Below are 15,604 nucleotides of genomic sequence, written 5' to 3'. Positions count from 1 at the left end.
GTATGGGTGCTTCTGTTCACCAAAGTGGACTGTAGTCCGTTTACGGTAAGACAGATGAGGCAACCTTCCCCTTCCCTTACCGAAGAAAGATGAGTGTCAGATGAGAAGCGGACTATCGTCCGCTTTTGATATCAAAGACACCGCACCTTCACGCCAGGCTTGTGCCGCGCTATACTTACCCACTAAGTATGTCTGTCTGAGGATTGCCCGTGCCTGATTACATGCCTATCTTTGCGGTGGGAATCGCTGCCTCTGTGGGGTTGACGCCGCTGACACGGCGGCTTGCCCTGCGTATTGGGATGGTTGATAAACCGAACGCTCGCAAAGTCCACCGCAAGCCGATTCCACTGATGGGTGGGCTGGCGATCTACCTCGCCTTTTTGATCACGTTGGTCGTTTTTATCCCGCTCCCCAAACATCTGATGGAATTAGGGGCGATCTTACTAGGGGCGACCTTCCTCGCCGTCGTCGGCTTCTGGGATGACCGCTATGAACTGAAACCAAGCCAGAAATACCTTGCCTCGGCGGTAGCTGCGTTCGGCGTCATGGCGGCGGGGATTCGGGTCGATCTGTTTGGGATATGGTTTTTGGATATTCCCCTCACCCTGTTGTGGTTTGTAGGGATCATCAATGCGGTCAACCTAATGGACAACATGGATGGCTTGGCGGCGGGTGTCAGCGCCATTGCCGCCTTTTTCTTATTCATTTTGGCGTCTTCGCAAGGGCAAGAGTTGGTCAGCACGCTTTCGGCGGCGCTGTGCGGGGCGCTGCTTGGCTTCCTTGTCTATAATTTCAACCCGGCACGCACCTTCATGGGCGATATGGGCGCTCTGGTAATCGGCTTTCTTCTCGCCGTTTTGGGGATCAAACTCCGCTTTCAAACGCAAGTGACCCTTGCCTCGTGGATGATTCCCGTCCTTGTGTTGGGGATGCCCATTTTCGATACGACTCTGGTCACTTTCACCCGCCTGCGAGAGGGACGTTCTCCGGCGCAAGGGGGGAAAGATCACACCAGCCATCGTCTTGTGGCAATGGGGTTGCATCCCCGCGTGGCGGTGATCACCATCTATGTGGCGGGCGCTCTTTTGGGCTGTGGAGCATTGATCATCAGCCAGGTACCCTTAGAACCTGCCCTGATTGTTGGAGCGGGAATCGTGATCGCGGCGGGGGGGTGTTTCCTCATTTTGGAATACGTCCGCGTTCAGCAGCGGCGAAAGGAATTCGCGGCGCAACATCATGAGAAGGGGGGCGTGTGACTGTTTACCTGATCACGGGTGGGGCGGGGTTCATTGGCTCGCACCTTGCCGAAACGCTGCTTCGGCGGGGGGAGCGCGTGCGCATCCTCGATAACTTCAGCACGGGCAAGCGCGATCATTTGGCACTGCTGCGGGAGATTGGGGGCGATCTGACCATTCACGAGGGGAGCATCACCGATGCGGCGCTGGTGCGCGAGGTGATGGCGGGCGTTGATTACGTCCTTCATCAGGCAGCGCTCCCTTCCGTTCCCCGTTCTGTGGCGGACCCGCTCGAAACGCATGAGGTGTGCGCCACTGGTACCTTGAATATCCTGATTGCCGCACGGGATGCCGGCGTCAAGCGGCTTATCTATGCCTCGTCTTCTGCGGTGTACGGCGATCTCCCGGGCGACTACAAGATGGAGACGATGCTTCCTCAGACGCTCTCCCCTTACGCGGCGGCAAAACTGGCGGGCGAATACTATTGTCGGACGTTCACCGCCGTCTATGGCTTAGAAACCGTCGCCTTACGCTATTTCAATGTCTTTGGCGAACGGCAAGACCCCGATTCCCCGTATGCGGCGGTGATCCCGCTTTTTATCCGCGCTATGCTGCGTGGCGAACGCCCGACGATCTATGGGGATGGGACACAAACCCGCGATTTTGTTCATGTTGCTGATATTGTGGCGGGCAACCTGCGAGCGTGCCATGCCGAGCCAAGCGCGGCGGGCGCGGCGTATAACCTTGCTGGCGGATCACCGATCAGCCTGCTTGATCTGATTGCCCACCTGAACGGCTTGTTGGGGACGGCGATCACGCCTATTTTTGCCGCAGAGCGCCCCGGCGACATCAAACATTCCTGTGCTGATATTCGCCGTGCCGGGGATCGGCTTGGCTATGAACCACAGGTTGGGTTGGCAGAGGGGTTAGGACGGACATTGGCATGGTTTCAGCAGCGGCTGACACTGGCATGATTCTCCATATTGCGAAAATGACCGGGGTTGCTGGCACGGAAAACCACCTTCTGACGCTTCTTCCAGCGCTCAGGCAGGCGGGGGTTGACCCGCACTTGGTGATCCTTGTTGAGCCAGATAAGCCAATGGATGCTTATGTGGAGGAGATGACCGGGCGCGGCGTCCCTACCATCCAGCGCGTGATTCAGAAGGATGTTGATTTCCCGCTGATCCGTGATTTGACGGCGTTGATCCGTGATATACAGCCGAGTGCTGTTCACACCCATCTGATTCACGCCGATTGGCACGGGGTGATTGCGGCACGGCGGGCGAAGGTGAAACGGATTTATTGGTCGGGGCATAACGACGATCCATTCCGTCGCCGTCTGGCGATACGCCTGATTCAGGCGTACCTTTGGCAGCGGGTGACGGCGGGCATTGCCATTAGCGAAGCGGTGCGGCAGTTTATGGTGAAGGTTGAGTTTGCCCCGCCACGCAAAACACACACGATTCACTATGGCTTTGATCCCACCGATGAATCCCCCCGTATACGGGGAATTTTCCGCCGCGAATTGGGAATTCCCCCGGAAGCGTTCGTCTTTGGTTCGGTCTGCCGTCTGATTGAACAAAAGGGGCTTGACCATGCGGTTACTGCCTTTGGATCGCTGGTCGGGGAAAACCCACTCGCCCATTATGTAATCATAGGCGATGGGATACTCCGCGATGAACTGCAAACGCAGATCGACACCCTCGGTTTAAGGGAGCGTGTTCACCTTGCGGGCTGGCGGGCGAACGCCGCCGCACTGATGCCCGCCTTCGATGCCTTTGTAATGCCCTCGCGGTGGGAAGGATTCGGGCTAGTTCTGTTGGAGGCGATGGCGGCGCGGCTGCCTATCCTTGCCTCGCGGGTGAGCGCCTTGCCAGAGATCGTCGCCCCCGGAGAGACGGGCTACCTTGTTCCGCCGGGCGATTTTCAGGTGATCCGCACGGGGATGTTGGCACTTCTCCGTGACCCAGAGGCGGCACGGCTGATGGGCGAGGCAGGTAGGCAGCGCCTGGAGGCGCACTTCAGTGTGGCGGAGATGGTCGAAAAGACGCTCAAGGTCTACAATCTCGCGCCATGACAAAAGTCCTCAACGTCATTTCCCGTCTGAATATTGGCGGGATAGCCCCTTACCTAATCCCTCTCACCACTCATTTACGTTCTCTTGGCTTCGACGCGCAGCTTGTTGCCGGAAATGTCGGCAAAAACGAAGGGGATATGGCGTATCTCACGGCGAAAGCGGGAATCGAGGTGATCAGCGTGCCGCGTTTAGGGCGGGATATTTCCCCGCTGCGCGATCTGGCAACTGTGCGTGATTTGTTCCGCCTGTTTCGGCGGGAGCGCCCCGATATTGTTCATACCCACACGGCAAAGGCAGGGTTCGCCGGACGTGTAGCGGCAAAGATGGCGGGTGTCCCCTACATTTTCCATACCTATCATGGGCATGTTTTCAGTGGCTATTTCAGCCCGCGCAAAACAGCATTTTACAAGGCGCTGGATCGCTTCACGGCGGCGCTTTCCACACACGTGATCACCGTTGCCAACTACCTCCGCCGCGACCTCACCGAGGTGCATCATATTGCCGCGCCGCACAAGGTGAGCGTCCTCATCCCGGGCTATGAATTGGGTGATCTGTATGCCCTACAGCGCGGATTATCTGCCTTTCGAGATGCCCATGCGATCCCTCTTGATGCGCCATTGGTGGGCATTGTCGGAAGGCTTGTGCCGATCAAAAACCACGATCTCTTTCTTCAGGCGGCGGTAAAGGTAAGCGCGGGGATGCCCAATACCGTTTTTGCTATTGTTGGGGATGGCGAACGCCGCGCCGAGATCGAAGCGCAGGTGGATGCGTTTGGACTAAGGGAACACGTCCGGTTCACGGGCTGGCAGACAGACCTCCCCCCCATCTACAGCGACTTGGACTGCCTAGTCTTATGTTCCCACAACGAGGGCTTGCCGAGTTCAATCATTGAGGCGTTGGTGACGGGCGTTCCCGTCGTGGCAACTGCGGTTGGAGGCGTTGTTGACCTTCTTGCCAAAGGGCGCGGGGAGCTTATTCCCGCTGGCGATGCTCAGGCATTGGCGGCGGGGGTGATTGATGCCCTCCGCAATCCAACGGTGAAGGATGGGGCTGTTACACGGCGGGGGAGCGCCTTTGCCCTCTATGACATGCGCCCAAGTGCGGAACGTGTGGCAGCATTTTACCGGGAGTGGCTTGGAAAGTGAGTTAAACTACCCGCTAACCGAGAACAAGAGCAACCTACCTGTGACTGAGCAGCCCACCCCTTCCCCCGAACTGACGAACATTCCAGAGGTGATTCCAGAGCGGCATATCGCCCCGGAGTTTCCCGAAGGGGCACCCTCGCCAGCGGAACAACCCCCAAAGAGGGGCAAAGCCCGCCCCGCCATCGAACAACCTACCTTTATGGAGCGGACGAGAGCCGCCCCCGCGGGCAAGGCACGGCGCGAGGAAAAACGCCCACCAAAGGGCGAACCTCCCGTTCAGCACACAGGGGCGATCCGCCAGTTGGTGCGCGGACGCAAAGCATCTGCCGGACGGGTGAAAGCGCCGGTGACGCCCACCGCCCCAAAGGTGGGAAACTTCCCCCTTGTCACCGCCGTGAGCGCTTTGCGTTCGTTTGTCGTCGCCTTCGCCGCGGCGGTCATTATCGCCACGATTTTCATGTGGTGGACATCGCCAGACTTTCTGCCCACGCAAGCACGGCGCGAACTTGCCCCCATCCAAGCCACAGCACAGCGTGTTGTTAGCCAGCCGACGGCACTTCCTACACCGCAGTGGTTCAACCGCATTGGCATCGTCGCCGGACACAGTGGCCCAAACCGTTTGGGCAACCCTGACCCCGGCGCCGTTTGCGCCGATGGCTTCAACGAACTGACCGTGACGACAGGCACTGCCGAACGCTTGGCGGCAATGCTGCGCGGCAAGGGCTTTACGGTGGATATTTTAGGCGAGTTTGATACCCGCCGAATGGGGTATGAAGCCGCCGCTTATATCTCGCTGCACGCCGATTCCTGTGGCGATTTTGGCTACGGCGGGTTCAAATCAACCTATCCGGGCAGCCGCCAGACCAGCCGCGAGGCAGACGAACGCTTGAATGAATGTGTCCGCCAAAACTATGCTGCCGTCACCGGCTTAGAGTTCCAGCCCGGAAATATCACCGCGAACATGTTGGAATACCATCATTGGAAAGAGATCGCCCCTACAACGCCAGCGATCATCCTCGAATTAGGGTTTCTGAGCTATGATCGAAGTCTGCTGCAAAACCAACAAGACAAGGTGGCATTGGGGATTATGAATGGCTTGATTTGCTTTCTGACACCCATTAGTTAGTAGTTCATCAGGAAGGTCGCCATAGAATGAGATAACCCTCATCCTCCTACCCCCCTTCTTCCGCAAGGAGGAGGGGGAATCACGTCTTTGAGGGGGTTTCCCCCTCACCCCCTCGCCCGGAGAATTTCTCTCCTTTACCTGTCTACAGGGAAAGGGGGCAGGGGGATAAGGGTTCTTTTAGAATTTTCTTGACGGACTATTCGCTGCCATATCGATAGGTCATCATGAAAGCCATGCAATCTGAGCGAAAGGGAAAAAATAGGGAAACCCCCGTATGAGCCGACCTTATGAACTCGTCATGTACAGCCGAACAACGCCCTGCGCCTATGTGACCATTGCACGAGGCGTTTTGACTAAACGCGGCGTCCCCTACCGCGAACTGTTCATCGATGAACAGGACACCTATCGCCAGCGCGTTTTGGATTGGACGGGGTTTCTATCTGTGCCAACGCTCATCGTTGTTGAGCCAGGGGGGGAACTCCCTGTCGAACCGCCCACCCTGCTTCCCAAGGGGGCTTCCCCACGCGGGGTAAATCGTGGGTCGATGATTACCGAGGCAACCGAACCCGAACTTGTAGCATGGTTGACTCAACATGGCTTATTGCCTTAAAGCCCTAGCGAACGCAACCACTGAGCGCAGGAGTAGATGACGTGATTTTTTCTGGCGATCAATTCAATCTGGCGCGGCTTTTATCTGCTGCGATTGTCGTCCTAATCGCAATGGCTGTCCATGAATATGCCCACAATTATGTTGCGGATCGGATGGGCGACCCCACCCCCCGCCAAATGGGGCGGCTGACGCTAAACCCTTTTGTCCATATTGATTGGTTTGGGTACGCCATGTGGGTGATCGTTGGCTTTGGGGCGCTTGGCTATGCCATTATTCGCCCCGAACGGATGCGCAACCCGCGTTGGGGCTACCTTCTCGCGGTGGCAGCGGGACCCTTCGCTAACTTGCTGTTAGCGGCATTCGCCGCCCTGCTTTACCGCTTCAATGTGTGGGAGTATCAACCGATTTTTGGGCGGCGGGACATCATCCCCAATTTTGATCAGTTTATGACGGTGTGGTTCAACCTGAACATGCTCTTGTTCCTGTTCAACCTGATCCCGCTCTTTCCGCTGGATGGTTGGCGCGTGTTGTTGATGCTCTTGCCGCCAAAGGAATCACGCCAACTTCAGCGCTACGAGCGCGAGAGTTATTACGTCCTCATTGGACTCATCTTGTTATCCTTCATTGGGCTGCCCATTTTAGGTTACGCGATCAATCCGCCCTTCCAATTTATGGCGCGTCTTTTGCTAGGGTTGTGATGGGTGCTTGGAACGCCGAACGTCGCCGCTGGCGGCAAGGGATTCGGGCGCTTTCCGCCGGACTGCGCCCTGTGGAGGATACCCTTGCCCAAACTCACCTTCCGCCGCCGCTCTATACGCTCTATCGAGAGCTGCGGCGGGGGGAGCGCCAGCACAGCCTAAACGTGCTGCGTTCACTGCAAACTAGCGGCGAGGCACATCCCGCCTTACTCCAAGCGGCACTCTTGCATGATGTGGGCAAAAGCCGCACCCCTTTTTACCTTTGGGAGCGCGTCATTGTTGTCTTGGCGAACAAGGCATTTCCGGTGGCAGCACACCGTTGGGGAACGTACCATACCCCCACTGGCTGGCGGCGCCCATTCGTGATCAATGTGCAGCACGCCCAATGGGGGGCGGATATGGTGCGCGAGGCGGGCGGCGATCCGCTGTTAGTTGCCCTGATCGCGGCGCACCCTGAACCAGGAGCGTTTCGGGATGATCTAGAGGGGGCGACGCTCTTGGCGGCGCTGCAAAAAGCAGACGATACGAATTGATCCCCACATAGGATGGGTCTGGGAGGCTGTGCCTTCCAGACCATGTTTCCCTCTCGCCCAACGCGAGAAGGCTAGGCGCTGCCCTTCTGGTTATCTATTGATTAGGTGTTGCCGTTGGGGTGGGCGTCGCCGTAAGCGAGGGTTGGGTTGTGCTGGTGATCGTCGCTGTCGCTGTGACCGTTGGCGTCGCCGTTGCCTCAGAGGTGGCTGTTACTGCCGGCGTCGCTGAGGGGATCGCTGTTGCCGTCGGTGTGGGCGTCGGCGTGGGCGGAAGAATCAGCGAGTCACGAGTCAGGTTGGTGAAGGTTTCCGTGGTGGCTGCGGCAAGGATCACATAGTGATCGGACTCGGATGACTTCACATAGTAGCCCGTTCCCGCCTCTGTTTTCGCCCCAATCGTCAGCGTATATGTTTTTTCCTCTACGGTGGCGTTCACCGAGGATGCATTGGGCGTCAAGGGAAGCGGCACATCCACCCCAACAGGCGTTGCACTTGGGTCGGGGGTGGGGGTGATTTCCTTCCGTGTTTGGATGGTGATCACCGCCAACGGCGCGTCCATTCCGTAGACTGCCTCGTTTGTCGTCCCTAGCGGGTCATCCAAGCGGATGGTTGCCACGCGGCTGAGGATCGCCTCGATTTGCGCCGTGTTGAACACCTCTCCGGCGTTCAATCCGGCAAACGTCCACGCCTCGCCCGCTTTGTCAAAGGTGAATGTCCCATTCCCGTTCGTCACGGTGATCGTCGCCACCTCTGGTTGGGGGATGGCAAGATACACGGCGTTCACCCACTGTGCCGCACGGGTCGAAATTTCCCATGTATTCAAACCGCCCACAAGGTAGACATTATCACGCCCGCCGCGCCGGACGTGGGTACTGTTTGCCCCACTGGACGTGCCGAGGTAGAGCCGCTGTGTCTCGCCTTGCCGCGTCGTGATCTCAATGAGGCGCTCATAGTCTTCATCTGCCACCTTCAGCCGCGCATGATTCGCCTTGTTCTGGGCGATCAGACGGCTGGTGTCTAACCCTTTCATGGCGTTCAGAAGGGATTCAACGCGGAACGCTTCCACCGGATAGTTTCCGGCATTGGGGAGCGACCAAGCGCCTTCAGAGTCCTTCAGCATCGTTACCGCCGCACCCGCACCATCCTTCACCGTGATTCCCGTCACATCATCGGGGATTAGGTTGGGAAGAATAGCGGCGGTGTTTGTGGGCGGTGCGCCCGCCCCTGCCCCTGAAGCAAAGAGGGCGATCACGGCAACCAGTTGGAAGATCGCCAGCCCGATGAGCAGCGTGTTTGTGCGTGTCAGTTTCATGGCTAGTTTTCTCCCTCAGTCTGGGCATTTTCGGCAGGTGGCTCAGGGGTTGGTGGTGGGGCGGCGGCACGCTCTGGAATGCCCGGAAGGGGCATCGGTTTTTCCGTCCGACGGCGCACTTGCCAGAGGAATCCTAAACCAACAAGGGCAACCACGGCAAAGAGGTAGTTAAAGCCCTCCCAACGCCCTTGTTCCCCTTCGGCAAGGGGGCGCAGCAGGCGCGACGCCGATCCCCGCGCCCGGATGCTGGAGAGCGCCGTATCTTCGACAAACCAATCCGCCAGATTCTGGACGAGTTGAATGTTGTTCGCGGCGCGGTTATCCCCCAAGCGGTTTTGCAGGGAGAGAACGTTATCGTTGAATGTCTCGGCACTGCCAATGACGACGATGCGAGCATTCGCGGGCGATTGTTCAATCAACCCCACCGGCGCGGCTGGGGGGGTTGCCGCCGGATTCGTCGGATCGGTGGACTCGGTGAAGGGCGAGGGTTTGCCTTTGAAATAGCTGGTGAACGTCCCCGTCACCGAAACGGCGAGGATTTGTTTTCCCTGTGTCGCCCCAATGGGAAAGCCCGTTTCTGGGTAGAACTGGAAGTCCGGCTGCGTGTTGCTATCCGAGGTTGTCCACGATTCCGCGCTGGAGGTGAACAGAGTCACGACGGTGCGTCCGGCGTTTTTCTCTGGGTCCAGCGTGATCGGTGATCCCCAATTGATCGTCACCGAAGGGAGGTTACGAAGGGCGGGGTTGTCCCGATCCATCGCGTCGGGGCGAACATCGACAAAGTGCGGATAGGCAAGTGCCTGAATTTCCTGCACAGCGATGCCACCGACATTGCGTGTCACCGGGACAGGGAACGGTGCATTTTGGCTATCCAGCACCAGCGTTGGTTCAAGGGTGATGCCATACTCCGCCAACATCGTTTGCAGACCGGAATTGACCTTCACCAAACCGATCCCGCCTTGCTGCGTCGTCGTGATTTGGTAGTTCCCTCCGGCGATGAAGATGGATCCACCGCGCATGAGGAACTGATCCACCGCATAGCGATCCATATCGGTGAGCGCTTGCGGGGCAAAGATAAAGAGGGCATTCACATCGTTGGGGACTTGCCCGCTGATCAGGTCTACTTGGCGAATTTCGTAGTTCTTGCCCAGCGCGGCAAGCGATTGTTGGAACACTTGCAACTGCTGCCCACCGCCGCCGCCGAAAGGATTCGCCGCCGGATCAGGGGGTGTCCACACGCCAATCACCTTCAAAAAGCCCGGAGCAAGCCGTTTCAGGGCAGATTCGACACTCGTCCGCGTCTCATTCTCGCTGAAGCCGCCGGAGGGGAAAATGACTTGCGTTTTATCGCCAACCTTCAAGACCATGTGCAGATAAAACGTCTGGGTGGCAAGGAAATCCGCCGCGACGGGTTGAATCTGGTATTGGTCAAAGAGTTGGCGAGGGGTGACGCCCGCATCGGGGGCAGACATATTTACGACGCGGTAGGTGAAATTTTTCCCGGCGCGGGTTTTTAGGCTTTCTGCCACGGCTTGAATCGTCTCTGGGGCAGCCTTCAACGATTCTGGCAGCGTGTCTGGCGTCACATAAACCGTCAGTTCGGCGGGGGCGCTTAAGGATGCCAACACCGCATCAATGTTCTGAAAGCCATAGGCAACGCGCTGGATACTGCTGGTGAGGTCGTATTCCAAATTGCGCAAGCGGACATCCAACGCCCCGCCAACCTCGTTCACCTCGATCATATCAAGCAGATTGAGCGTCACATTTTGGTCGCCATAGCGGAGCAAAATATCAAAGTAGGCGTTCACCAGCGATGTACCGCCGCGTTCCTGAACTTGCAGGGGCGTCGGGCGAATACCATAGGTTTGGTTCGCCTCTGCCTCAAGGTCAGGGTTCGAGATCGGGTCGAGGAATTCCACCCGAACGCGCCCGCCGCTTGCCGACTCATATTCCTTCATCATGTCGCGGATACGGGGGATCAGCGGGGAGAGCAGCGGGTGATTGCGTTGGCTGAAGTAGCCGCGCAGCAAGAGCGGCTCGCTCAGGTTGCCCAACACCTCCCGCGTGACGCTGGAAAGGGTGTATTCCCCATTTTGGGTCAAATCGGCACGGACAGCGCCCGCACGGAACATCACCACATTGAACAGAATCAGGTTGACGGCGATGAGGACAACCCCCACACGGCGGTTCTCGCGGTAACTGCGCAGGGCTGCCCCTTTGCTCCACCGCTTACTATCCAAACTCAGGCTGTTCAGAATCAGAAACAGGGCGGTGAGCGAGAGGTAGTAGATCACATCGCGGGCGTCAATCACGCCCCGTTCGATGCTCTCAAAGCGGCTGCCTGTGCCAATTGCCCGCAGCGCTTCGGCTGTCCCCGTGCTGACCAAGCCCGTCAGGGTGGGCGATCCGATCAAATAGAATGCCCCACCGACGATCACCGTCAAAATGAGGGCGACGATCTGGTTATCCGTTTGGGAGGAAAGGAACAACCCTACCGCCGCATATGCCGCCGCCAGCAGCATTGCCGCAAGGTAGCCGCCGATGACCGGACCCCAATCAAGGTTGCCAAGCGAGGCCGTGGTAAGCGGGATGGTCAGCGTGAGCGCTAACGCCACCGCCACCAACGCCATAACCGCCAGAAATTTTCCCACCACCAATGCCGAAAGTTTGATCGGCATCGTCAGGAGCATATCGAGCGTGCCGGTTTGTTGTTCTTCGCTCCATTGGCGCATGGTCAGCGCGGCAATGAGGAAGATCAAGAGGACGGGCATTGCCTGAAACAGAGGGCGAACATCAGCGATCCCTCGTGAGAAGAATCCGCCCACCCAGAAAAAGGTGTAATGGGTCACCAAGAGAAAGACGCCGATGAAGATCAGCGCCATAGGTGAGCCGAAATAGCTATCCAGTTCTTTGCGTGCGATTGCTAACGCTTGTTTCATCGTTTGGTATCCGTTGTGACTATCCTCAACAGGGTATTACGCGCTGGTGGCGAGGCGATTGAAGACCGTCTCTAGGGTAAGGGTATCCCGCCGCAGTTCACGCAGGGGCAGGTTATGCGCCCGTGCGACAGCGTAAACATGCGGGGCAATATCCGCGTCGCTGGTCAGCCGGTAGGCAGGGAATCCCTCACGGGTGGTGAAGGATTCAACGGCAGACACCCCCGCGATCTGACGGAGCGCTGGCTCTGCCTCTGCTTGTTCAGAGAGGACAAGAATTGTGTTGTTCGTCGTCTCTAGGTCGTCCAAGCGGGCGTCGGCACGAACTTCCCCGTTGATGATGATGATCACGCGGTCACAAAGCGCCTCTACCTCAGAGAGAATATGGGAGGAAAACAGGACGGTACTTTGCCGCGCTAGGCTTTTGATCAGCCCGCGAATTTCGACAATTTGGGTGGGGTCAAGCCCAACAGTGGGTTCATCCAAAATGAGCAGGCGCGGCTTATGGAGGATCGCCTGCGCCAGACCGACACGCTGCCGCAGCCCTTTGCTCAACTGCCCAATCCGCCGCGTGCGGTAATCCGTCAGCCCGGTGGCAAGAATGGCATCCCCAATGAGTTGGGGCTGCTCTGCGTCGGGAAGTTGGCGCAAATCTGCCATGAGTTTGAGGTACATCTGAACAGAGAGGTTTGGGTAAAGCGGCGTGTTTTCGGAGAGGTAGCCAAGCCGTGCTTGGACAGCGATTCCCTCTGTCAGCACGTCCAACCCATCAATGGCAACCGTGCCATCATCCGGGTGCAAACAGCCGGTCAGGATTTTGATCGTGGTGGACTTCCCCGCCCCGTTGGGTCCGAGCAAGCCCACGATCTCCCCTGCCCCGACGTGGAAACTGACGCCGCGTAGCGCTTGAATCGCGCCGTAGGCTTTCGTCACATGGTCAACGGTGATCATAGGTGGTGAACATTCGTCCTTTTTAATCAGCGGTGCTTTTGCTGAGGCACGAATCGTTAACCATAGCGGAGAGAGAGGCACTTGGCAAGGGCTATTTAGGGAGGGTTAAGGTAGCCCTTTACGGGAAGGCGTTCGTTAGCCAAGAGCGCAACTGATGCGATATGCTTTCCGTATAGAACCCCAAAGGACAGCCCTACTCATGTTTCGACGCTTACGCTTCGCCTTCACCTATGCGGCTCGCAATCTGGTGCGCAACCGCCAGCGAACCCTGTTCGCCCTGATGAGCATTGCCGCCGGGGTTGCTACCGTCGTCGCCCTTCGGGCGCTTGGGTTGATGCTCACCGATGCGCTCACCGCCAATGCTCAGAGCTTTTTACGCGGGGATATTCGGCTGAACACACGAGGGAACGAGGTTCGCATCACGCTTTTGGGTGGGCAGCGCGACCCCGCCTTTAGCCCAGAGGTGATCCGCCAAATGGATCGGTGGGCAGCACAGCATAGCGTCGAGATCACTTATACCCTCAGCAGCGAACTGCTTCAACTATCGGTCATGGATGCCGAGGGGAATGGCGGGCGTCCCGCCTTTGCGATGGGGACGTTTCTCGATCCGACAAAATACCCCTTTTACGATGTGATTCGTCCTGATGCGCCCGCCGGAGCGAGCTTAGATTCCCTTCTTGCCGCACCAAATACGCTGGTTATTGGGCAGCGCTTGGCGTCGCAGTTGGGGGCAAAGGTGGGGGACCAGGTGCGTCTTAGCCTGAACGATGCGCTTCATACCATCACCGGCATTTTGCCCGACTCGGCGGAAAGCCTTTTCAACAACCCCAACACCTTTTTCTTCAGTTTTATCTTCATCAACCGATCCCACATGGCGGCTTATGAGACTCAGCCGGGTTGGGCAGATTATGCCTACCTGAAAGTCCCCGCCGGGACGAATATTTCTCGCTTTGCCGCCCAAATGCGGCAGGACATCCCCGCCGCCGCCAATCGGCGCAATTGGAACATCGTCACCGCCGAGGAGGTCTTGCGCAACAATGCTCTTGCCGCCGATCTGATCTCGCGCTTTGTCTTGCTGTGCAGCCTTGTTGGGCTGGTTATTGGTGGGGTGGGCATCATCAACACGATGCTTGTCTCAGTAAACCGCCGTTCAGGGGAGATCGCCACGCTCAAAACACTGGGCTTGAAGGGGCGAGGCGTCACTCTGATCTTTTTTGTTGAGGCACTTCTGTTAGGTGTGGTTGGGAGTTTTCTGGGCGTGATCATCGGGAATCTTCTCAGTATCCTCGCCCGCGATTTTGGTCAGCAGGCGGTGGGCGTCCCTCTCCCCTGGCGATTTTACCTTGATCCAGTACTGATGGGCATGGTGTTGGGGGTCACGATTACCCTCTTTTTCAGCATCCTCCCCACGCTCATGGCGGGGGGTATTCGCCCTGCCTATGTGCTGCGTCAGGGGACGATTCCCATGGCGCGGGCGGGGTGTTTGCCCTCACTGCTTAGTGTGGTAATCCTCATCGTCGGCTTGGGGGCGCTTGTCGATGCCATTCTTGGCGCCGATTTACGCGCCATGTTCTGGCGTGGGGGCAATTTCGCCGCGGATACCATTGGGGGAGGAGGGCGCTCACGCTCGTTTCTGGAAACGCTGCAACGCTCCTTGAGTATCGGCGTCTTTGGGACGTTCATCATTTTTCTGATCCTCGGCATTGTCGTTGCCATTATGTGGCTGTTTGTCTGGCTGCTTGGCAAGCTGCCGAGTTTGCGCAACCCCAATATGCGGATTGCCCTGCGCGGCTTAACGCAGCACCGCATACGCACGGCGCTCAGCCTAACCGCCCTTGTCATCGGCATGACAGCGCTCAGCGGGACACTCATTATGGCGCGGAGCATTACTGTGCTGCTCTATACCAGTCTGAGTGATCCGATTGGGGGCAACGTGGTGATCCTCCCCTTGCTGCCCATCGAGGGCATTGTGAACACCCGTCTAGAGAGCTTGGCGGGCGTGAATGGCTATCGAAATATTCGCTTTCCGGCATCCGTTCGCCTTGCCGCGATCAACGGCAATACCAATTGGGAAAACACCCTCGTTCCGAACGAGGACGATCCGCAAACCTTTGAAGCGTTCTTTGCTGCGCTTGGGTGGGAACTGCCCATCGGGGTACGTGTCTATGGCAGCCCCAAACGGAGCGGCTTGGTGGAGGGGCGCTACCTGATGCCCGAAGATGCCGGTAAGGATGTTATTGTCGTCCCTTATTCCCCCTCGCTGGATGTTTTGGGGGTGAAGGTTGGCTCTACCTTCACCTATCGCATAGAAGGGGTTCGGCGCGACTTCACCATTGTAGGGATTCTGCAACCCACCGCTGCGGACAGCCTGATCCCCTTCAGTTTAGGCGATAGTGCCGTACAAATGCCGCTGGAATCGATGCCCAAAGCGCTCCCCTTTGATCTGATTGTTGCCGATGTCCAGCCGGATAAAGTGAACGATGTTCTCGCCGGTGCAGTGCTGCCAGGGGTTTTTGTCTTTGACGTGGGGATTTTCGATTCGATCATCAGCCGTATTTTGAATTCGATGGCGGCGATTCCGCTTCTGGTTGCCTTGCTCTCGCTTTTTGCAGCGGCAGCGCTCATCGCCAGCACAGTTTCCCTCGCCACGATGGAGCGCCGTCGGCAGATTGGGATTTTGAAAGCGGTGGGGGTCAAGCGCCAGCAGGCATTGGGGCAACTTTTGATCGAAAATGGAATCGTTGGGGCGGCGGGTGGTATCATCAGCCTCTTGCCAACGCTGCTGATCTTAGCCGTTGTCCCCACACTGACAAACGGACTGGTGCGTTTGCCTGTCCCATGGGAATTGATCGCGCTCATGTTTCTGACGGCGGTGGCGGTCACCTTAGGGGCAACTCTGCTCACTGCCTGGGGCGCATCGAGCGAACACCCCTTACGTGTTCTGCGCTACGAGTAGATCGTTTTGAGACTGTCGGGGCGAC

Annotated in this window: 12 protein-coding genes; 9 read left to right on the top strand and 3 right to left on the bottom strand. The window is 57.7% G+C overall.

All coding sequences use genetic code 11. The features are described from left to right. The first annotated feature begins 209 nt into the window (after window positions 1–209). The 8 genes from HS103_07690 to HS103_07655 all read left to right on the top strand — a co-directional run bounded on the left by HS103_07690 (window position 210) and on the right by HS103_07655 (window position 7,424). The gene (locus HS103_07690) at window positions 210–1,256 is read left to right on the top strand and encodes an undecaprenyl/decaprenyl-phosphate alpha-N-acetylglucosaminyl 1-phosphate transferase (GenBank protein MBE7512682.1); all 1,047 of its coding nucleotides are present in this window, start codon (window positions 210–212) and stop codon (window positions 1,254–1,256) included. Continuing rightward, a complete protein-coding gene (locus HS103_07685; protein MBE7512681.1) occupies window positions 1,253–2,209 on the top strand; it encodes an SDR family oxidoreductase in 957 nt (318 codons plus the stop codon). Before HS103_07690 ends, HS103_07685 begins: the two co-directional genes overlap by 4 nt. Next, a complete protein-coding gene (locus HS103_07680) occupies window positions 2,179–3,312 on the top strand; it encodes a glycosyltransferase (GenBank protein ID MBE7512680.1) in 1,134 nt (377 codons plus the stop codon). Before HS103_07685 ends, HS103_07680 begins: the two co-directional genes overlap by 31 nt. Continuing rightward, window positions 3,309–4,457, top strand: coding sequence for a glycosyltransferase (locus HS103_07675; GenBank protein MBE7512679.1), 1,149 nt, complete (start codon window positions 3,309–3,311; stop codon window positions 4,455–4,457). The genes HS103_07680 and HS103_07675 overlap by 4 nt, the downstream gene beginning before the upstream one ends. Then, window positions 4,387–5,583: an N-acetylmuramoyl-L-alanine amidase gene (locus HS103_07670; GenBank protein ID MBE7512678.1), complete on the top strand. Its 1,197-nt coding sequence runs from the start codon at window positions 4,387–4,389 to the stop codon at window positions 5,581–5,583. Before HS103_07675 ends, HS103_07670 begins: the two co-directional genes overlap by 71 nt. Window positions 5,584–5,857: 274 nt before the next feature. After that, window positions 5,858–6,193, top strand: a complete 336-nt coding sequence (locus tag HS103_07665; protein MBE7512677.1) for a glutaredoxin family protein — start codon at window positions 5,858–5,860, stop codon at window positions 6,191–6,193. Between the two features lie 41 nt (window positions 6,194–6,234). Then, window positions 6,235–6,891: a site-2 protease family protein gene (locus HS103_07660; protein MBE7512676.1), complete on the top strand. Its 657-nt coding sequence runs from the start codon at window positions 6,235–6,237 to the stop codon at window positions 6,889–6,891. After that, window positions 6,891–7,424: an HDIG domain-containing protein gene (locus HS103_07655; protein MBE7512675.1), complete on the top strand. Its 534-nt coding sequence runs from the start codon at window positions 6,891–6,893 to the stop codon at window positions 7,422–7,424. The genes HS103_07660 and HS103_07655 overlap by 1 nt, the downstream gene beginning before the upstream one ends. A 94-nt stretch (window positions 7,425–7,518) precedes the next feature. On the opposite strand, the gene HS103_07650 is transcribed toward HS103_07655, so the two are convergent. The 3 genes from HS103_07650 to HS103_07640 are packed head-to-tail and all read right to left on the bottom strand — an operon-like array spanning window position 7,519 to window position 12,623. Beyond that, window positions 7,519–8,736 (bottom strand): DUF4340 domain-containing protein, encoded by a 1,218-nt coding sequence (locus tag HS103_07650; GenBank protein ID MBE7512674.1) that lies wholly within the window; start codon window positions 8,734–8,736, stop codon window positions 7,519–7,521. A gap of 2 nt (window positions 8,737–8,738) precedes the next feature. Then, a complete protein-coding gene (locus HS103_07645) occupies window positions 8,739–11,675 on the bottom strand; it encodes a Gldg family protein (GenBank protein MBE7512673.1) in 2,937 nt (978 codons plus the stop codon). A gap of 36 nt (window positions 11,676–11,711) precedes the next feature. After that, the gene (locus HS103_07640; GenBank protein MBE7512672.1) at window positions 11,712–12,623 is read right to left on the bottom strand and encodes an ATP-binding cassette domain-containing protein; all 912 of its coding nucleotides are present in this window, start codon (window positions 12,621–12,623) and stop codon (window positions 11,712–11,714) included. A 199-nt stretch (window positions 12,624–12,822) separates the two neighbouring features. Between HS103_07640 and HS103_07635 the strand changes: the two genes are divergently transcribed. Further along, a complete protein-coding gene (locus HS103_07635; protein MBE7512671.1) occupies window positions 12,823–15,579 on the top strand; it encodes an ABC transporter permease in 2,757 nt (918 codons plus the stop codon). Window positions 15,580–15,604: the final 25 nt, after the last annotated feature.

It is taken from the genome of Anaerolineales bacterium, assembly GCA_015075625.1.
Taxonomy (GTDB): Bacteria; Chloroflexota; Anaerolineae; order Aggregatilineales; family UBA2796; genus UBA2796.
The sequence above is the reverse complement of the archived record's forward strand: the minus strand, read 5'-3'. Positions and strand labels throughout refer to the sequence as shown.